Annotated in this window: 24 protein-coding genes; 1 reads left to right on the forward strand and 23 read right to left on the reverse strand. The window is 54.8% G+C overall.

The features are described 5' to 3' along the window. Window positions 1–50 precede the first annotated feature (50 nt). The 4 genes from mutS to PSES9_RS24535 all read right to left on the reverse strand — a co-directional run bounded on the left by mutS (window position 51) and on the right by PSES9_RS24535 (window position 4,615). Window positions 51–2,618 (reverse strand): DNA mismatch repair protein MutS, encoded by a 2,568-nt coding sequence (mutS, locus tag PSES9_RS0110835; RefSeq protein WP_010486826.1) that lies wholly within the window; start codon window positions 2,616–2,618, stop codon window positions 51–53. 61 nt (window positions 2,619–2,679) lie between these two features. After that, a complete protein-coding gene (locus tag PSES9_RS0110840; protein ID WP_010486828.1) occupies window positions 2,680–3,654 on the reverse strand; it encodes a tyrosine-type recombinase/integrase in 975 nt (324 codons plus the stop codon). Window positions 3,655–3,866: 212 nt separating this feature from the next. After that, on the reverse strand, window positions 3,867–4,217 hold the full coding sequence (locus PSES9_RS0110850; RefSeq protein WP_010486829.1) for a hypothetical protein: 351 nt from the start codon (window positions 4,215–4,217) through the stop codon (window positions 3,867–3,869). A gap of 38 nt (window positions 4,218–4,255) precedes the next feature. Then, window positions 4,256–4,615: a hypothetical protein gene (locus PSES9_RS24535; RefSeq protein WP_010486831.1), complete on the reverse strand. Its 360-nt coding sequence runs from the start codon at window positions 4,613–4,615 to the stop codon at window positions 4,256–4,258. A gap of 313 nt (window positions 4,616–4,928) precedes the next feature. Here PSES9_RS24535 and PSES9_RS25015 point away from each other — a divergent pair, with 313 nt between their 5' ends. Beyond that, window positions 4,929–5,078 (forward strand): hypothetical protein, encoded by a 150-nt coding sequence (locus PSES9_RS25015; protein WP_157998236.1) that lies wholly within the window; start codon window positions 4,929–4,931, stop codon window positions 5,076–5,078. A gap of 92 nt (window positions 5,079–5,170) precedes the next feature. Here PSES9_RS25015 and PSES9_RS24825 read toward each other — a convergent pair whose 3' ends face one another. The 19 genes from PSES9_RS24825 to PSES9_RS25035 form a co-directional block, all read right to left on the reverse strand. Continuing rightward, window positions 5,171–5,335 (reverse strand): DUF1382 family protein, encoded by a 165-nt coding sequence (locus tag PSES9_RS24825; RefSeq protein ID WP_010486835.1) that lies wholly within the window; start codon window positions 5,333–5,335, stop codon window positions 5,171–5,173. A gap of 53 nt (window positions 5,336–5,388) precedes the next feature. Beyond that, window positions 5,389–5,529, reverse strand: a complete 141-nt coding sequence (locus PSES9_RS25020) for a hypothetical protein (RefSeq protein ID WP_157998237.1) — start codon at window positions 5,527–5,529, stop codon at window positions 5,389–5,391. Between the two features lie 3 nt (window positions 5,530–5,532). Further along, on the reverse strand, window positions 5,533–5,874 hold the full coding sequence (locus tag PSES9_RS0110870; RefSeq protein WP_010486838.1) for a hypothetical protein: 342 nt from the start codon (window positions 5,872–5,874) through the stop codon (window positions 5,533–5,535). A gap of 349 nt (window positions 5,875–6,223) precedes the next feature. Then, complete coding sequence (locus PSES9_RS0110880) at window positions 6,224–6,655, reverse strand: hypothetical protein (RefSeq protein WP_010486841.1); 432 nt, start codon at window positions 6,653–6,655, stop codon at window positions 6,224–6,226. After that, window positions 6,652–7,533 (reverse strand): hypothetical protein, encoded by an 882-nt coding sequence (locus PSES9_RS24285; protein WP_010486843.1) that lies wholly within the window; start codon window positions 7,531–7,533, stop codon window positions 6,652–6,654. The genes PSES9_RS0110880 and PSES9_RS24285 overlap by 4 nt, the downstream gene beginning before the upstream one ends. Before the next feature lie 205 nt (window positions 7,534–7,738). Next, the gene (locus tag PSES9_RS25025) at window positions 7,739–7,912 is read right to left on the reverse strand and encodes a hypothetical protein (RefSeq protein ID WP_010486847.1); all 174 of its coding nucleotides are present in this window, start codon (window positions 7,910–7,912) and stop codon (window positions 7,739–7,741) included. A gap of 3 nt (window positions 7,913–7,915) precedes the next feature. Further along, window positions 7,916–8,119 (reverse strand): hypothetical protein, encoded by a 204-nt coding sequence (locus PSES9_RS0110900; protein ID WP_010486848.1) that lies wholly within the window; start codon window positions 8,117–8,119, stop codon window positions 7,916–7,918. A 15-nt stretch (window positions 8,120–8,134) separates the two neighbouring features. Then, window positions 8,135–10,108: a DNA cytosine methyltransferase gene (locus tag PSES9_RS0110905; protein ID WP_010486849.1), complete on the reverse strand. Its 1,974-nt coding sequence runs from the start codon at window positions 10,106–10,108 to the stop codon at window positions 8,135–8,137. A gap of 398 nt (window positions 10,109–10,506) precedes the next feature. Next, window positions 10,507–10,752: a hypothetical protein gene (locus PSES9_RS0110910; protein WP_010486850.1), complete on the reverse strand. Its 246-nt coding sequence runs from the start codon at window positions 10,750–10,752 to the stop codon at window positions 10,507–10,509. Between the two features lie 274 nt (window positions 10,753–11,026). Continuing rightward, a complete protein-coding gene (locus PSES9_RS0110920; protein WP_029529496.1) occupies window positions 11,027–11,251 on the reverse strand; it encodes a hypothetical protein in 225 nt (74 codons plus the stop codon). Window positions 11,252–11,295: 44 nt separating this feature from the next. After that, window positions 11,296–11,517, reverse strand: a complete 222-nt coding sequence (locus tag PSES9_RS25290) for a hypothetical protein (RefSeq protein WP_010486853.1) — start codon at window positions 11,515–11,517, stop codon at window positions 11,296–11,298. Further along, window positions 11,514–11,789, reverse strand: coding sequence for a single-stranded DNA-binding protein (locus tag PSES9_RS25295; protein ID WP_010486854.1), 276 nt, complete (start codon window positions 11,787–11,789; stop codon window positions 11,514–11,516). Before PSES9_RS25295 ends, PSES9_RS25290 begins: the two co-directional genes overlap by 4 nt. Window positions 11,790–11,797: 8 nt before the next feature. After that, window positions 11,798–12,295, reverse strand: a complete 498-nt coding sequence (locus tag PSES9_RS0110935) for a siphovirus Gp157 family protein (RefSeq protein ID WP_010486855.1) — start codon at window positions 12,293–12,295, stop codon at window positions 11,798–11,800. Further along, window positions 12,292–13,026, reverse strand: a complete 735-nt coding sequence (locus tag PSES9_RS0110940) for a hypothetical protein (RefSeq protein ID WP_010486856.1) — start codon at window positions 13,024–13,026, stop codon at window positions 12,292–12,294. Before PSES9_RS0110940 ends, PSES9_RS0110935 begins: the two co-directional genes overlap by 4 nt. A 400-nt stretch (window positions 13,027–13,426) precedes the next feature. Next, complete coding sequence (locus PSES9_RS0110950; protein ID WP_010486858.1) at window positions 13,427–13,828, reverse strand: hypothetical protein; 402 nt, start codon at window positions 13,826–13,828, stop codon at window positions 13,427–13,429. After that, window positions 13,829–14,191: a hypothetical protein gene (locus PSES9_RS0110955; protein WP_010486859.1), complete on the reverse strand. Its 363-nt coding sequence runs from the start codon at window positions 14,189–14,191 to the stop codon at window positions 13,829–13,831. Then, window positions 14,188–14,325: a hypothetical protein gene (locus tag PSES9_RS25030; RefSeq protein ID WP_010486860.1), complete on the reverse strand. Its 138-nt coding sequence runs from the start codon at window positions 14,323–14,325 to the stop codon at window positions 14,188–14,190. Before PSES9_RS25030 ends, PSES9_RS0110955 begins: the two co-directional genes overlap by 4 nt. Then, window positions 14,322–14,642 carry a hypothetical protein gene (locus PSES9_RS0110965; protein ID WP_010486861.1) on the reverse strand — a complete coding sequence of 107 codons (321 nt, stop codon included), beginning with the start codon at window positions 14,640–14,642 and terminating at the stop codon, window positions 14,322–14,324. Before PSES9_RS0110965 ends, PSES9_RS25030 begins: the two co-directional genes overlap by 4 nt. Window positions 14,643–15,572: 930 nt before the next feature. Next, a complete protein-coding gene (locus tag PSES9_RS25035) occupies window positions 15,573–15,719 on the reverse strand; it encodes a hypothetical protein (RefSeq protein ID WP_157998238.1) in 147 nt (48 codons plus the stop codon). Window positions 15,720–16,233: the final 514 nt, after the last annotated feature.

The raw sequence follows: 16,233 nt of genomic DNA on the forward strand, positions 1-16,233 counted from the left end.
ACATAGCTATTCCGAGCGCGCAGGATTCTAACAGCTTGTTGGCGTGGGCGTTAGACTCGAGTTTTCCATGTATATAACAGTTCAAGTGCTTTTCGTGGGGTCAAATCATCCGGATTGATCTTAGACAATTCTTCAAGCAGCGGGTGTGCAAGGCTTGCAAACATATCACTTTGGTGTGGCGCAGCCGGTTTTCCAGGCTCCGTACGTGGCGGTTCGTGGGGCAAGCTAGTGGTTTCGAGCCGCGCCAGATGCTCGCGTGCGCGCAGAATCACTGCATCGGGTACACCTGCAAGCTGGGCAACCGCCAAACCATAGCTCTGGCTTGCAGGGCCCGGCAGCACATGGTGTAGAAACACGATGCGCTCGTTATGCTCGGTTGCGTTGAGGTGGACGTTGGCCACCAGGGGTTCACTTTCGGGCAGTACGGTCAGCTCGAAATAATGTGTGGCAAACAGGGTGTATGCACGAAGTTTAGCCAGCTGTTCGGCGGCGGCCCATGCCAGGGAAAGGCCGTCGAAGGTGCTGGTGCCACGGCCAACCTCGTCCATCAGCACGAGGCTTTGTTCTGTGGCGTTGTGCAGGATATTGGCGGTCTCGCTCATTTCAACCATAAAGGTCGAGCGGCCCCCGGCTAGATCGTCGCTGGAGCCAATGCGGGTGAATATACGGTCGACCAATGACAACTCGCAGCTCGCAGCAGGCACAAAGCTGCCGATATGGGCGAGCAGGACAATCAACGCAGTCTGGCGCATATAGGTCGACTTACCGCCCATATTCGGCCCGGTAATGACCAGCATGCGGGTGTCGTCGTCGAGGTTCAGGTCGTTGGCCACGAAGGGTTTGGTCAATACCTGTTCAACCACTGGGTGACGGCCCTGGTTGATGCGCATGCAGGGCTCGTCGACAAAGCGCGGGCAGTTCAGGTTCAGGTTAAGCGCACGCTCGGCCAGGTTGCTCAGTACATCCAGTTCGGCGAGGGCCGAGGCGCTGTCTTGCAGGGGCGAAAGCTGTGTAATCAGATGCTCGAGCAATTCTTCGTACAGCACCTTCTCGCGCGCCAGTGCACGACTCTTGGCCGAAAGCGCTTTGTCTTCGAACTCTTTGAGCTCCGGGGTGATGAAGCGCTCTGCACCTTTGAGGGTCTGCCGGCGAATGTAATCGGCGGGGGCCGACTCCGCCTGCTTGCTAGGCAACTCGATGAAATAGCCATGTACGCGGTTGTAACCAACCTTGAGGTTGGCCAGGCCGGTGCGGGCTTTTTCGCGGGTTTCCAGGTCCATCAGGTACTGGCCGGCGTTTTCGCTCAGGGATTGCAGTTCGTCAAGTTCAGCGTCGTAGCCGGTCTTGAGTACGCCACCATCGCGGATTACTGCAGGTGGGTTGTCGATAATCGCCTTGCCAAGCAATGCAGCCAGGTCGGGATAGGTGCTGACGGTCGTGGCCAGTGACGCCAGATGTGGCGATTCGAGCATGGCCATGGCGCTTTGCAGTTCTGGTAGCGCGGCCAGTGCATCGCGAAGTCGTGCCAGGTCGCGTGGCCGTGCGTTGCGCAGGCCGATACGCGCGAGAATACGTTCCAGGTCGCCGATTTCCTTGAGCTGTGGCTGCAAGGTTTCAAAGCGGTAGCGCTCAAGCAGGCAGGTGATGGACTCCTGGCGCGCCTGGAGAATATTGCGGTCGCGCAGTGGTCGGTTCAACCAACGGCTCAGCAGGCGGCTGCCCATTGCGGTCTGGCAGCGATCAACCACTGATTGCAGGGTATTTTCACGGCCACCTGCCAGGTTGATATCAAGCTCAAGATTACGCCGACTGGCACCGTCGAGAATCACCGTGTCATCCAGTCGCTCATGACGCAGGCTGCGCAGGTGAGGCAGTGCTGTACGTTGGGTTTCCTTGGCGTAGGCCAGCAAGCAACCGGCGGCACCGATCGCCAGGGTCAGTGATTCGCAACCAAAGCACTTGAGATCCTGAGTGCCAAATTGCTGGCACAGACTCTTGTGCGCAGAGTCACGTTCAAAGTCCCAGGGTGCACGGCGGCGGGCACCTTTGCGTTTCTCGGCGGGCAGGTCTTGTGGCCAGTCATCAGGGATCAGCAGTTCAACCGGGTTGAGTCGTTCAAGCTCCGCCAGCAGATTTTCCCAGCCTTTGATCTCCAACACACTGAAGCGCCCGCTGGTGATGTCGAGCACTGCCAGGCCAAACAGGCGTTCATTGCCAAGTACCGCGGCAATCAGGTTGTCACGCCGCTCATCAAGCAGTGCTTCATCACTGACGGTGCCAGGCGTGATGATGCGAACGACCTGGCGCTCAACCGGCCCTTTGCTGGTTGCCGGGTCACCGACCTGTTCGCAGATCACCACCGACTCGCCGAGCTTGACCAGCTTGGCCAGATAGCCTTCAGCAGCATGGTAGGGAATGCCGCACATGGGAATGGCTTGACCGGCGGATTGGCCACGCGCAGTCAAGGTGATATCGAGCAGTTTTGCGGCCTTTTTGGCGTCTTCATAGAAAATTTCATAGAAGTCGCCCATGCGATAGAACATCAGCTGGTCGGGGTGCTGGTTCTTCAACTTCCAATATTGTTGCATCATCGGGGTGTGTTGCGAGAAGTCCGTCATTGCTGGCCTTGCGGGGTAGTATTCCAATACGAAGTATTAGAGTTTTGGAAAACATCCAATACTACCCGGTTTCTTTTGGCATTTGTGGCGGGTGTGCAACGTCATGCTCGCGGTTGCGAAGGTAGCGTTCCGTCATGCGCTCGCTTGAGTGACCGCCAAGTTTTTGAGCGTTGTTTCCCTGCTTCTTGGTATCTGTCAATGCTTTGGCGCGCAGGTCGTGAATCTTCACGTCGATGACATTGGCAGCCTTCCTGGCTACGCTCCAGGCAACCTTTACAGAGGCATAATCGACCTGTCTGCCCTTCTTATTGCAGATCAGGTTCAATCCGCGCACTGGCCTAGGTAGAGCCCTGCACCTGGCGATGATCGCCTTAAGGTCTGGCGACATGGATACCAAGACCTTGGACCCGGTTTTCTTCTGCTGAAACTGAATGCCTTCCTCCGAAACATCGGAAAGGCGGATGGCTAGAACATCGCTGATGCGCTGGCCAGTGAGGTAGGTCAGCTCAAAGACGCACTTCATGTACTCGCTGCACTGAGCCAAGATGGCGTGAAACTCTTGGTCGGTAATGTACCTGTCGCGCTTCTTCTCGGCGTGTGGCTTGATCCCAACACAGGGGTTGCTGTCGATTTCCCCCCATTCCAGCGCATAGCCAAACGTTACCCGTAAGAAGCTCAGCGTGCGATTGGCCATGGCAGGGGTGTCAGACAGGTGCATTTTGATTTGCGCAATATGTCGCGGTAACACCTGGCCTGGCTCAAACTCAGCCAAATACACCTTCATGCGCTCGGCAACAATCTTGTACTGGTCGATGGTGTTCTTGGCGCGCCGTGGGGTGATGTGATCCATAACCCTGTCAATCAGGTCGCTCATTGCGTTCTTGGATGAACTGCTGTTCCGCTTGGCGTACAGCATCAGAGCCTGGACGTAATCCTTCCCGAGGTTTTCCCACTTTCCCGCCTCCACGTAATAGTAGGACGGGCCTCGCTGGTACATACGCGCCGGTAAGTGGCGGTCTTTCTTACGTGGGCGCATGTCCGCCTCCTATCCAGTTAACCGCAATTGCGGGCCCTTCTTATTCTGTTGTGTGCCACCCAGGCGCTGCAGCACGACCACTTCAAGCACTTTGATCTGACCGTCGCCACCTTCGATAAACGGTATCTCTTGGCCGGCGAGCCAGCGGCGCTGAGCTGATGGCTTCTTTTAGCCGGTCAGCGCTTCGATTTCTTCTGGTGACAAAAAACAAATCATAGATCACCTCCAGTCAATTCAGCCGGCACCATCACCTTCGTCTTGATACCGGCTGCGTGGATGGCTTCGGCGCAATCATCAATGCAGGAGTTCCGCCCATTCGCGAAACCACGAACTGGACTTCTAAGGTCTTGATCACTATGCGCAGGCAACTCAACAACAACGCTTTCTAGGGCTTTGCAGAACCAGTGAAATGCGTACAAATACATCTGATGCTGAAAAAGCTCTGAGCGCTTGTACTTGGCCTTCTCAGGTAAGTAGTAGCCGTCATCGCGCCACTCGTAACCGAAATCATTTTGATACTCGGCCTCAAACGCCTTGCGCCGCGCTTCGATTAATTCACTCATGGTTATTCCTCTCTACCCGTTAGCGGGGAGTTGGTGGGCTAGGCGGCTTTTCTTGAATTTAAAGTCGCGTAATTTCGGCGACGCATCTGCACCTGCAGCCGCAAGGCATGGAATCGTCGCCCGTCGCCTACGCGTATTTCTGGCGCTAGGTCAGCAAGGTCTTCTTCAAGGCGACCGAACGAGAACAGATACTCATCACCGTCCGCCCACTCAGGCTGCGATGTTGCCCAATCCCGAGCGCCGACACATTCAGAACAGGTAGTGAACGAATCCATGCTGCCTTCCCAGCTACCGGCGATTCGCTGGTACTTTTGCCCGGGATTAATCAGGCCGTTGCACTCGCCGCATTTGTGATGCTTTCGGGCGACTGGATATGACTCAACTTGAAAATCAGCCACAGTAAATCCTCCCGCCCATAGGGCAGTGATAGGTAGATAGGGAAGGGGGTTAATCGAGTTTCGGCAGAAGTTTCTGAGCTGCTTCAACCATGCGGCGCCCGTCAGGCAGAAGCATGTGAGGCATGAACACCTCTTCGAGCGTCATCATTTGGCACTCGACCATTGTGATTTGAGCCTTAACCCAGTCGCGCAGGATCGAGCAAACGGCAACCTGGGCAATCTCTTTTGCCTTAACCTGGTATTCAGCTGAAGTGCATCGCATGCGGCTTGTTTAAGGGTGCTCCTTTAGCCACTGAGTTGCGTATCCGCCCCAATGGCCGGGAACCTGTACCGTTCGCCCTCGCCAGTCGAACTGCACAAGCGTTACCTGTTCGCTGGTTTTTTGCATAATCCCGTAGTTGTCACAGCCGAAGCGGCCGAGGATCTTCTGGATTTCGGCGAAGGCTTTGTCACCGCTTGTTGAGTTTTCGTATGGAAGTGGCACGAAAAATCCTTACCGCCATCAGGCAGTGATTAATAGATAGGGGTTTGAGCTATGCAGCGAGGGTGGGGTGGTTACTCGGCTTCCATCGCATCAAGTCGAGCAAGCATTTGCTGCTGAAGCTCTGCGAGTTCTTCTGGACTGCTGGCTGGCATAGGCACGAAGGCAATACCGGCCTTAACAAGTTGATGAGCTGCCTCGAGTGATTTGCGTAGATCGATTGGGCTTGCGCGATTCATCACTTCCGCCTCCTATTCATCCGCCGAGCTTTGCGCTTGGCTTTGCTTGAAATTCACCACGCCCAACCGATAGTTAGATGGGACAGTATCCAGCCAAGGCCGCTTATCACAGCCCAACCAATAGCGCCGATAACCGAGCAGATAAACAGCATTTCGCCGGTCGTTATTCGAATGAATCCTTTTTGCTTATTCATCGCTTAGACTCCTGCGCCGAGCTTTGCGCTCAATTCTTCGGCAATACCGACTGCCCACCAGTAACGCGGGCGCTGGTAGCCGTCGTCTTCCTCGGTAATAACCAGGCCTTTAGCCTTCAATGACTTGAGGATACGCAGCACTTTTCCTGCTGGCATTCCGACCGTATTGGCCATGCCCCAGGAAAGCGCGCCCATGCCATACACGCACGCTTTGTCGCCCAGCCTAAAGCACTGCACAGCCAGCTCGAACAAATGTTCAGATTGGTTTTGGTGCTTAAATGGATTTGCACGGCAGCGCCGGCGCAGTTCATCTAGAACAACTATTTGGTTGGCGGTTAATTTCATCACTCACCCTCCTGCGCTGCTGCGAGCATGGCGTCATGGCGCGGCCCATTCTTTGGGAACACTGACCAATTTCCGACTCCGTACCACGCGCCTCCCTGGCTACGGATTTCTATGCTGCCATATGTCGAAGTGAAGAATGACCACCACTCAGCAACAAGAAGCACTGGAACCCATCGCCACTTTGAATATTTGTAACCATGGACAGCCCCAACAGCCATACCCCATCGACAAACGCTAACGGCGCAGCAGGCGGACCATCCAGCCTTAACAAGCCCTTGACCAATCTTCCAGCCAATCCATGCTTGAACCGGGATACCGCACGCCGCGAGCCAAACAACATACCAGTCACTCATCCCGTCACCTCGCCATTGGCAGTTGATAGGGCTTCCTTAGCGATGTTCCAGACATATTCAGGCGTCCCGGCAACTCGCGTTATCCGCTCTAGCGCCTCCCGCAACCGCTTAACCTCACCCTCTAGCCGCTGCCTGTCAGCAACAATCGCGGCAACTCTATCGGCAATCGGCCCCCAGTTAGGAATGCCGCCCAGCAGATCGCCAACCTCCCGCGTGATGGACTGCTGTGTTTTTGCCTCGCCAGCCCAGCATTGCGCCTGCAACAGAATCGCGTCCCGCTGAGCTTCTAGCCGCTGGTTGGCGGGGCGGAGGGTGCCGATTTCCTCGGCTGCTTTGCTGCACGTATCGCCGTCCAAATGATCCCAGTTATGACCGCCAGCGTAGTTCTTTGCCATTGCTTTCAGTTTGTACTGTTGAGTCTCGATCATGACTGGTCACCGCCTTTGCTTGATAGGATGGCGTCTTCACCTTGCTGAGAAATCTCCCACATGGCAGGACTGCGCTGTATGCGGTTTAACAGGCCAAGCTGGGTAAGAAGAAAAAGCCAGTGGCGGCCAATGTCAGCGTCCTGCCCATCGTCCGTACATTCCTCAAACCGCTTTAGCTTGGCGATTATCTTCTGCGCGAACGGCGGCAACTCCCGCTCTACAGCTACGTGCGTGGCGGGGATGGATGACGGGGCGGATAACTGGGCGCGGGCTTGCTTCCACATCCACCAAGAGCTGTTAAGTCGGTCGCTGTGATGTGACTTTTCAAGGTAGGCGTCCCCGTCACGCAACAGTTTGAGCACCGAGATAGGCGTGGCGTACTCGCCACTATATGCAGCCTCAAATGCCTCGCGCTTATCCACGCCAGCGCTCGCCTTCTTCAGTTGCTCAAGCTCTGTGGTAAGTTCTTCCTGCCGCTTGCCTTCTTCGCGGCCAATACCCCAAAACTGTTTACCCCAGTGACCTTCTGGCGGTGGATTTGTATTCTGAAATCCAAACGCCATAGCGCCGATGATGCAGTCTATTAAGTCCTGCTTGTACTGGTTTGGAGTGTCTATGCTGAGCCGTGATTGGCGCAGCTCATTGACAATCACATTCGGGTCGCGGGATAGCAGCGCATTAAGCCGCTCAATCTCCTGCGCCTGCTTTGCGACCATTTCCTCTATTTCTTTAGCGGATTGCTTCTTTGGTAGATTATAAAAATCGCTCATGCACTTTGAGTCGCACACGTACTGATGCATTTGGTTGTGCATGCAGACTTTCATTTCTATTACTGGCTTCTCTTTTCCGCATGCCGCGCAGCGCTTAACTTCACTCATACCATCCTCCAAATATCAGCATTAACCCAGTCATCCCACTCAACACGCTTAGGCCTGCGCTCTGTGTCGCGCACGTCTACGAATTGACCGGGAACGATTCGGATCACCTGATACGCTTTATTGGTTGTGACCTGCAGGGCAGTCCGGGGAAGGCCTGCGCAGAGTTCGTTTATTTCGCGGACCTTGGGGCTTTCGATCATGCCGTTCATGCCACATGCTCCGATCCGAAAATAAGCACCAGGTACTCATTGGCGCCTGGCACCAGATCGATGCTTTCAAAAACCGGTATCTTCATGCTGCGTGCTTTCTCAATCTCGCCCTGGGTGCCTTCGCTTTTCTCGCTACCAGCAACGACCACCACAGCATCGCAGCGCTTCATCAGCTAAAGCGTGCAAGACAGCCAGAAGTCATCGTCAGAGCCCGGCGCCTCTGTTTCCATGTGGCCGGTGTTCGTATGGGGGATAACCGGATACCAGCCGAGGCGAGCGCACTTGATGCCAACTTGGCGCGCTGCCTCAATGTTTTCGGCAATAGCTTCGCGGGTGGCTGCACGGTATGAACCGGCCACATGGATAAGAGGGTGCATAGGGTTACTCCGAAGTTAAGCGGCCTCGATACTGCGTTCCTGGTACTGCCAAGGATCATTTGCCCGAGCCAATGCAGCCATAGGGGGAGGGCTGACGCTGTTGCCGCACATATGGACCTGTTGAGTGATGGTGAAAGGCTTGCCATCGGCCCCATGGCTTATGCGGTAGTCGGCTGGGAAGCCCTGGGCCTTGTACAGTTCTTGGGGCTTCAACATCCTCAGGCAGATATCAACGATTACGTAGGGCGTGCCCTGGATCATGACGGTGACCAAGGCAAGTCGGTCCTTGGTCGTTACGGTCGGTGCTGGTTGATCGCAAGCGCTGACGTTCTCTGTGCCGTAGTAGCTGATCAGGAATGCAGCAACGCGAAGGGCGCCTTCTTCATGCTCGGGCGAAAGCTTGAGCGCCACCATCGAACTCTTGCCGCCACCACCTGCCGTAATGGTCGGCGCCGGTTCATCCAGGCCCTGGCCAACACTTGCACCGAAAGCACGCTCCATGAATGCGCCTACTACTCCATGGTGCTGCCCGCCGGCGCTGATGGTGTGCAGTGGCTCGTCGGCGTCTCGCGCGTCACAGTTGCCACGCAGGTGCACCAGGTTGGCCACGGCAAGTTGCTGCTGGCTGCCGGTGTTGGTCACCGTAGTCATTGGCTCATCCATGCCTTTGGCGTGGGTGGTGTTGAAACCGCCATTCATTTGAGCCATGAACACGGTTGAAATGCCCATGGCGTGCGCAGCGCCGGCAGGGCGCTGGTAGTTACCGCCGCTGGTAATGGTCGGCAGCGGTTCGGCGAGAGAGTTGCCTTCTTCCGCAAACCGGAACTTCACCAGATGTGCAGCGGCGAGAGCGCGGTGACCACGCGCCAACAATGTGCCGAGAGGCTTATCCGCAGCTACCGGCTCTCCGGCGTATACCGGGCCACCAGCGCCGACCATTACCGGGCTGACCACGCTGAACGCCCCGCCTTTCGGATATGAGGTAATAGTGCGAAGCGGCTCGCTACCAGGTTGTACTGACTCGCTTGACCAATTCGCGATTGGCACAATGAAGGGTGAAAGGCTGTCGATCACGAACTTCTTCATGCCCTTGGCGATCCGGCTCTTGGTTGCTGGTGCCAATTCTTTTTTGCGGCCGAAAATGCTCTTGCCCAGATCGCTGAAGTCGATGCACTCAGCGGCTGTGCGCCACTTCTGCTGGCCCTTGGTTGGCTTCTTGGCATGTGTAGGCTCTGGCCACACAATCGGCTGACCATCACAGCGGGCAATCATGAACAGGCGTTCACGGCTGGTTGGAGCCCCAAAGTCACAGGCCTTGATCACATTCCACTCAACCGCGTAGCCCATGCCTTCAAGCAGGGCAACAAAGCGCCTCCATGTTTGCCCACGGCGTTTTGGGTCTGGCACCAAGAACTGATTGGACACAGGTACCTGTTCGCCTGGCCCGGCTATGCGGTTGGTGGTCTTTCCCTTCTTAGTCGGGTGCGGCACCTGGTCCAGGGTCACAACGCGGCCAGTTACCTTGCAGCGTTTAGCTACCAAAGGCCCCCATTGCAGGATCTGCTTGACGTTCTCAAGGCTGATCACCCGAGGGCGCTTCTTGCCTCCCCACTTGATGCCGATCCATGAAAGGTTGCGAATCTCACGCTTGCGTGGCTGGCCACCTGCTGCCTGGCTGTGATGGGTGGAAACAGGGCTCATTTGAAACCAGCCGACCGGCTTTCCGCCGCACTCGGTATCAGGATCACCGTCGAACACGTCAGTGGTGAAGTGCTTGGTGCCAGGGTGATTGACCGTGTGCATGCTGATCGCGGCCGGACTGTGGTTCTTGGCTACGTCCACTTTGCGACCCAGGCCCATCTCTAAGCCGGTTCCGGCACCGCCGCCGCCACAGAAGAAGTCGACAACAATCTCTTCGTCTTGCGGGTTAAAGCCAAGGTTGTACTGGGTTTTGAAGTCGAACGGTGCGGGCTTCTTCATTGAAGTCATGGGCTACTCCTTAACCGGCGTACAACGCAAACACCGGCATTCAGTGATAGGGAGGTGGGGAGAAGTTCGGAAGAATATTCGGACAGGCATGGCATAGCCTCGCCATTGGCGTGATCGGGGAATTGGGAAGGGTTAAAACACTTCGGCTTGACCCTTTAGGCACTCTGCCTGGCCGTGGGGCAGTGGCTCAGCTAGACGGTTAACTCGGTCGCGCCATTCATCTAGTGATGCTTGATTGAGATGCTGGCAAGGCTTGTGGCACTCAGCCCTAAGCGGGCAGGGATTGCAGCTTGAGCGTGATTTGAAGTTGTAGTGCTTTTCGCAGATCGCTTTTGCTGCTTGGGATAGCTCAGAGGCCATAATCAATCCTCAACGATGCGTGACCTATCGCCGTGACACTAAAGCGCGGTCAGCTCTTGCAGCGATTCGTCATCAAGACGCGATGCGCCATGGACCAGGCGAGTGAGAACGTCTTGCGGTTCTTCGATATCCAAGCGGGCCATGATCTCGATCAACTTGGCGTCGGTCGCCTTGAACAGATCTAGCTTTAACGTTCGTGACTTGCAGCGTGACAAGCGTTCTTCTTCGGTAAGCTTGTCGCGCTCGCGCTGTTGGCGCTTTCGTTCCAATGCTGTTACTGCCATTACTTCTTCCTCTTGCTGCCGCGCCCATGTGCCAGCCATCCAGCGCTTATAACCGTGCTCCCATGCTCAGTGATTAGCGCCTGGACCCGCTCATTAACCAGCGGCACCAGGTCGAACATCAGCGCGCTAGGCACAGTCATTGAATGGCAGTTCTTTACGCCGTCAGGCTTAACCAGCCAGATAGATACATCCCATCTGACCGGCTTACTTGGGCGCGTACCTTTTGGGGTGGTGTGCGTGCCTGCTGAGTTGATCAGGCACTGAACTGAACAGGTCACGCCGCAAGCATTCCGTTAATCAACGAACTGCGCCGGCCCTCAACCCACTTGATCTGCGCTCGAAGGTTGGCGATTGTTTTGCAAGCGCGCTCATGGTCGCCCGCATCCCATTGCTCTTGAACTCTCGGGTCGAGCAAGTTCTTGATGCTTGAATTAAGGTCACGCTCATGGCGAGTCAGCACATCATGGCTATGCTCGCACTCGTGGAAGTTGGTATTCATGATTACCTCGGGCAAAGAAAAGGCCTCTTGTGAGGCCTGGTCAGTTAGCAGATAAGGCAGCGCGTGCCGCGATAGGGGTCGGCAAAGGGGATGTCATCATCGTAGCTGTCGAAGTCCGTATTCACGGTGCGCTCAGGCTCTTGCTGCTGGGTGCGCTGCCTAGTGCGCTGAGCCTGATTTCGCCCGGCCTGTGGTTGAGCCTGGCGCTGCTGGTTCTGGCCATCACTGGCAAACTTGATTTCACTGCAGCGGCAAACCAGTTTCACACCGGGACTTCCGTCTGCCTTGTTGAACTGCTCGATATGCAGGTCAGTGCCAGAGAAAAAACCTGCTTTCCTTTGGTTAGATAAGTAGCAAGCGCCTCGGCTTTGCTCTCCCATCGCGTAACCTCGTACCACTGAGTAGGCTTGTTGCCATCCTCGCCTTTGCGGCCATAGTCGACGGCAACCGGAATGCTGCAAACGGCTGTTGGGTTTTGCCCGCTGGTGTAGCGAAGCTCTGCGTCACGGCCAATTCGGCCAAACTCTGAAACTGGCATGTGATCTCCTACTTGATTCTGACTGAAGACTGGCCGCGCTCAACATGGGCGCCTGGCACCTCGCCGCCATCTTTGATCTTGGCGGCGATGGCCTTCTTGTCTGGAGTGATGTTCGTGGAAATAGTAACGAAGTCATCAGGTATTGAAGACTCGTCGTCCATCACCACCGATTCCCGGCCTTTGGCTAGGGTGTTAGTGAATAGCGGGCAAGTGATCTTTGTGATATTTGCCGCCTCCATGTTCGTGCGTAGATAGTCCTTGATGCCTGTTTGCCGGTTAGTCATCAGGCGCTTGCGCTCCTTTAGCCGCTCAAGCTCTGCATCTATCCCGGCCAGGTCAGCGTCCATGTTCAGAATCACATGGCTCACAGCTAAAGCCTTGTCATTAAACTCAGCCTCAATCATGCCCATAGTGTCGTGTATCGCAACGGCCAGGTCTTCGTCTGCGCCCTCGTACAAGGCTGAAAGTTCTTTGAATTGGCCGGTTAGTTGGTATAAAGCGCTCATGCTGCATTCTCCGTTTTTGGCTCAAGCTCAGCTTTTCGTGCTTCAAATGAGCGAGTGAAAGCGATTTTGTTTTTGTCGTCACGGCGGTTTTCCAGCTTCCGCATTGCCGACGCATAAACTTTTTTCAGTTCGTTCAAGGACTGAGCTGTCTCGATCAGGTTCTTATTGGTGGAAAGCCATTCGCGGTATTCCTCAATCTGTCTTTCCCTGGCTTCAACCTTGTCGTCGGCGCGCTCAATTTCAGATTCATTTTTGAGTTCGCTTACATAATGAATGTCGTCGTAGAGGCCCAGGCGGATTTCAGCAGAGAAGCCAAGCTGGCTCAGGCACTTGCCTATGGCGTCGGTGAGAGACTTTTTAGGGGCCTCAAAGTCAGTGGCAACACCGAACTTGTTTTGGGTAATGAATGGCGTGTGCCCGTAGTGGATGACGATTTTTTTCTCTCCATCGGGGCCCAAGTACCAGAAGGCCAGCTTTATGGTGTGCACTTGTGAGTTGCAGAGCACTTCCTTGGTGGTCTTATCGATAATCGGTCCGCCGATATCAAAACGGTCTTCAAGCACGTCATACCCCCAGCCAGTACCGCAGGGGCCGAACACGTCAGTGGCGCGCATTGCCAGGTAGGAAGCGTTAACGGCGGTGCCAGAGAAGCCACCAGGGCCGCTATATTCTTTTGTGTATGCCGGGTCAGTCTTCTGAACTGATTTCCACATTTTTAAATTGTCGGTCATGGCGTCAATTCCCAACCAAATAACTGTTAATGAGTTGCGGCACAGCTATTGCCGCGAAGAAGATTGCAGGACCAAGTAAAGAGTTGATCCAGATTGATAGGCGGCGGTGGCGCTGGTGAGTGGTCATTGGTCGGCCTCAACAGATAGCAGTCGCTCACCGAGCTTGATGCGGTCAGCGATTAATGATCTTGGTATGCCCGTACTCTCGGCGACTTGGCTCAGCGTAAGACCTGTGCGCCGCAACTTTGCAGCGCGCTTGCAGATTGCACGGTTGCGCTTTTCTGCGCCTCCACCGCTCATAACCCACCCACCACAGCAACCGCGAAACACCAAATAGCGCCCAAGAAAAAGGCCATTAGCAGAGTCATCTGAATGGCCTTGGGAACATTGATTGTGATGGTCATGAGGGTTGCTCCTGCATGGCTTCCATTAGTTCATCTATCGAGCTATCAAGGTCAAGCTCACCATCTTCTTCCCTTGCTAGGAATAGATTCCCATTTGAAACCCCGATATCGCTAAATTCATAGTTATGCTGGTCTCGGATAAAATCATAACGTCGCGATTTACGCTTTAGCTCTGCGCGTTCGGCGAGTAGGGCGAGAACCGTTTGCGGATCAAGCAGTGCGATCATGTTCGCGTCATGCACATGATCGACCGCGCCACAAATAAACTCGTCACATGGGCCAGAAACGTAAAGCTCGCCAACTGGAGAGGATTCAGCTGTCCATGGGCCATTCGTTGCTTTAGCGGCTTCCGCCTCAAGCTCAGCGATCAGATCATCAGTAATCGTAGGAACTGTCATTCAATCACCTCGATAAGACATGATAGATTCAAGTTTTGCACAGGCTTTCAAGGCTTCTATAGGGTCGCCAGAGTTAATAGCGTCCCTTATTTCGTATATGCCTGAGCGCGCTTCTTGATAAATGAAATCTACCAAGTTGCTGATTGCACTTTCGTGGGCTTGAGACAAATCTGCCTCCCTCTCCCTGGCCCAAAAAGAAACACTAAGTTTTGCCTCAAGAATGAATCTTTTAGTAATCGAAAATGGCTCTGGGCGCATGCAGATATCAGGCGATACAGTGGTAGTCAGGCCGATGCATGAGAACATGTCTGGCCTGGTATCATGCGTCCTACGCCTGGATAATTTTTTGATTAGATGAGTCATACATACCCCTTAACGCTGAATTTCAGGCCGCGCCGGTTAATCTCGGCAAGCAGCGTGTAGTCGAAAACTCGGTTCAAGTAGTGCGACTCAATAGCTGACATCCTGGCCCTGGCCAGCAGTACCTCGTCGCTCATGGCTTTAGTGCCTGTGTGGCCTTTTCATCAATTGCCAGCGCAACCGCATCTTGCAGCGCCTCAGCCATTGGCTTGACGTTTTGCAGGGGAAGCAGGCGGGCGTCTGTATCGACCATGGTTTTCAGTACGTGCGACCAGAATGCCTCGCGCTGAGCCTTTGGAGCATTGCCCATGATTTCGTCGAGCTGAGACCAGGTAAGCTGATCGCGCAACCGATCTTGCATCTGATCGTGCGCCCGACGCCGTGACTCGTCTTTGTCGATCGCAAAGTAAAGGCTGGCTTCGTAGGTGCCTGCATTGCTGATTGCGTGGCTCATGATTCACCTCCAGCGCATAAGCCGAACACCCAGGCACCTGCAGACCTTCCGCAAGATTCAGATGGTGAGTGCTCGCTTATGCGCTTGATTGATATAGAAACCCCCGACATTGCCGGGGGTTTTTAAGTGGCCGAGTAAGGCATTCTCGGGAGCCTATTAATTAGTCCATGATCGTGCCCTCTGGTATCGCGCCGTTGAAATGGCGGGCGCTCGCTCTGGAATTGATTAGGGGAGCCATCCTTGGCCCATGAAGGGAAGATGTATTGAGAATGGGTGGCCGGGAGTGAATCCGGCTTGTGGACCTTGTACAAATTCGCAAAATCCGTCCGCTACCGTTGCCGATTTCGCGGTGTGGCTTTACATAGACTTAGTCGATTACGCTCGCCCACTCGCGGCGACCCAACTAGCGCATCACCACTGCGCGATACACCCATTCTCAATACATCATTATGCGCCATCCTTGGTCCATGAAGGGGTTAGGCTGATTCAGGCAGACTCATATTCCGTGCCGCATGAATTGCACTTGTAGATATCTGGCTCAGCAACCGGCTTCATTTTGCTGAACACATTACAAGTGCAACTACAGCGAAAATTGCTTGAGCCAATTTTTATCATTACGTTGAGCTCTGGCTCTTCCGGATCAAGCTCTTGCTTATCCATCTATCTGCCCTCTGTTGGCTGGTATTGGTTGATTGATCTGGCCGGCGCTGCAATTTCCGGCTTGCTTGCCTGGCAAGGCTCTCCCCCTTACCTCCTGCCCAAGCTGTTTAGGTTTTGCATTCAGATCAATCACCAATAACAGCCGAGGCCGAAGCCCCGGCGTGTTGATCAGGTGTCGTACTTCTCGCCACAAAACATGCAATAGGACCCGACCATGCTTGCCTTGGCTTTCTTGGTTCTTTCGCCGCCACCTTTCTTTGGGCCCTGATATTAAATAACAGCCTCCAGATAGTGCTTGGAGGTAAAATTCTTTCCCAGAATCAACCCGTACCCGCCAAGACTGGCTTTTATTCCAGTTGCGTCAGCGGGAAGCTGAGCCTTGAAGTGCTCAACCAGGCGCGCCTCGGTATCAGTCATGCAGTTGCACATTTCGCTTCTCCCGTTGATCAACAGAGCGCCCTCATGGAAGGCGCTCAAGTAAAATTTCTGTTTGCACACAATGAAGCGCTGACGGCAGTGGGTATCCGTTGCGACCGGAACCTAAAGAACTCGGCGTGGATGCGGATTCATGCTCAGCGCTTTTTTTATGCACTCATGACCAGTGAATCCCGGCTGGTTACGGGACCGGCTGTACAAATGAGATCCCGGCGATTGCCGGTCGATGCTCTACCGCTAAATGCGACGTAGTGCGCGGCGGGGTTTGTGGTGGTGATGAACCTAGCGCCTCATCTGGAACTCCTTGTGATCAGGCAGCTAAAACCCGGGCCCGCTACTGGCGACAGCCCGGGGTATTGCGTCAGCGGTGATCCCCTTCCGCCGGGGAGACGCCTCGTACCCGCTGCTGATTGCAGGTCGTAGGTGGTCAGTTGGCTGGCATCGGGGCTTCCTGTTCACGCAGCTCGATCAGCGTTGCTGCGCGGTCATCGGTATT

Source organism: Pseudomonas sp. S9 (genome assembly GCF_000222125.1).
Taxonomy (GTDB): domain Bacteria; phylum Pseudomonadota; class Gammaproteobacteria; order Pseudomonadales; family Pseudomonadaceae; genus Aquipseudomonas; species Aquipseudomonas segetis.

Bases quoted from the DNA above. Each gene is read 5' to 3' on its own strand.
- mutS (WP_010486826.1), bottom strand. From the start codon at position 2,618: ATGACGGACTTCTCGCAACACACCCCGATGATGCAACAATATTGGAAG.
- PSES9_RS0110840 (WP_010486828.1), bottom strand. From the start codon at position 3,654: ATGCGCCCACGTAAGAAAGACCGCCACTTACCGGCGCGTATGTACCAG.
- PSES9_RS0110850 (WP_010486829.1), bottom strand. From the start codon at position 4,217: ATGAGTGAATTAATCGAAGCGCGGCGCAAGGCGTTTGAGGCCGAGTAT.
- PSES9_RS25015 (WP_157998236.1), top strand. From the start codon at position 4,929: ATGGCCGGGAACCTGTACCGTTCGCCCTCGCCAGTCGAACTGCACAAG.
- PSES9_RS24825 (WP_010486835.1), bottom strand. From the start codon at position 5,335: ATGAATCGCGCAAGCCCAATCGATCTACGCAAATCACTCGAGGCAGCT.
- PSES9_RS25020 (WP_157998237.1), bottom strand. From the start codon at position 5,529: ATGAATAAGCAAAAAGGATTCATTCGAATAACGACCGGCGAAATGCTG.
- PSES9_RS0110870 (WP_010486838.1), bottom strand. From the start codon at position 5,874: ATGAAATTAACCGCCAACCAAATAGTTGTTCTAGATGAACTGCGCCGG.
- PSES9_RS0110880 (WP_010486841.1), bottom strand. From the start codon at position 6,655: ATGATCGAGACTCAACAGTACAAACTGAAAGCAATGGCAAAGAACTAC.
- PSES9_RS24285 (WP_010486843.1), bottom strand. From the start codon at position 7,533: ATGAGTGAAGTTAAGCGCTGCGCGGCATGCGGAAAAGAGAAGCCAGTA.
- PSES9_RS25025 (WP_010486847.1), bottom strand. From the start codon at position 7,912: ATGAAGCGCTGCGATGCTGTGGTGGTCGTTGCTGGTAGCGAGAAAAGC.
- PSES9_RS0110900 (WP_010486848.1), bottom strand. From the start codon at position 8,119: ATGCACCCTCTTATCCATGTGGCCGGTTCATACCGTGCAGCCACCCGC.
- PSES9_RS0110905 (WP_010486849.1), bottom strand. From the start codon at position 10,108: ATGACTTCAATGAAGAAGCCCGCACCGTTCGACTTCAAAACCCAGTAC.
- PSES9_RS0110910 (WP_010486850.1), bottom strand. From the start codon at position 10,752: ATGGCAGTAACAGCATTGGAACGAAAGCGCCAACAGCGCGAGCGCGAC.
- PSES9_RS0110920 (WP_029529496.1), bottom strand. From the start codon at position 11,251: ATGAATACCAACTTCCACGAGTGCGAGCATAGCCATGATGTGCTGACT.
- PSES9_RS25295 (WP_010486854.1), bottom strand. From the start codon at position 11,789: ATGCCAGTTTCAGAGTTTGGCCGAATTGGCCGTGACGCAGAGCTTCGC.
- PSES9_RS0110935 (WP_010486855.1), bottom strand. From the start codon at position 12,295: ATGAGCGCTTTATACCAACTAACCGGCCAATTCAAAGAACTTTCAGCC.
- PSES9_RS0110940 (WP_010486856.1), bottom strand. From the start codon at position 13,026: ATGACCGACAATTTAAAAATGTGGAAATCAGTTCAGAAGACTGACCCG.
- PSES9_RS0110950 (WP_010486858.1), bottom strand. From the start codon at position 13,828: ATGACAGTTCCTACGATTACTGATGATCTGATCGCTGAGCTTGAGGCG.
- PSES9_RS0110955 (WP_010486859.1), bottom strand. From the start codon at position 14,191: ATGACTCATCTAATCAAAAAATTATCCAGGCGTAGGACGCATGATACC.
- PSES9_RS25030 (WP_010486860.1), bottom strand. From the start codon at position 14,325: ATGAGCGACGAGGTACTGCTGGCCAGGGCCAGGATGTCAGCTATTGAG.
- PSES9_RS0110965 (WP_010486861.1), bottom strand. From the start codon at position 14,642: ATGAGCCACGCAATCAGCAATGCAGGCACCTACGAAGCCAGCCTTTAC.
- PSES9_RS25035 (WP_157998238.1), bottom strand. From the start codon at position 15,719: ATGACTGATACCGAGGCGCGCCTGGTTGAGCACTTCAAGGCTCAGCTT.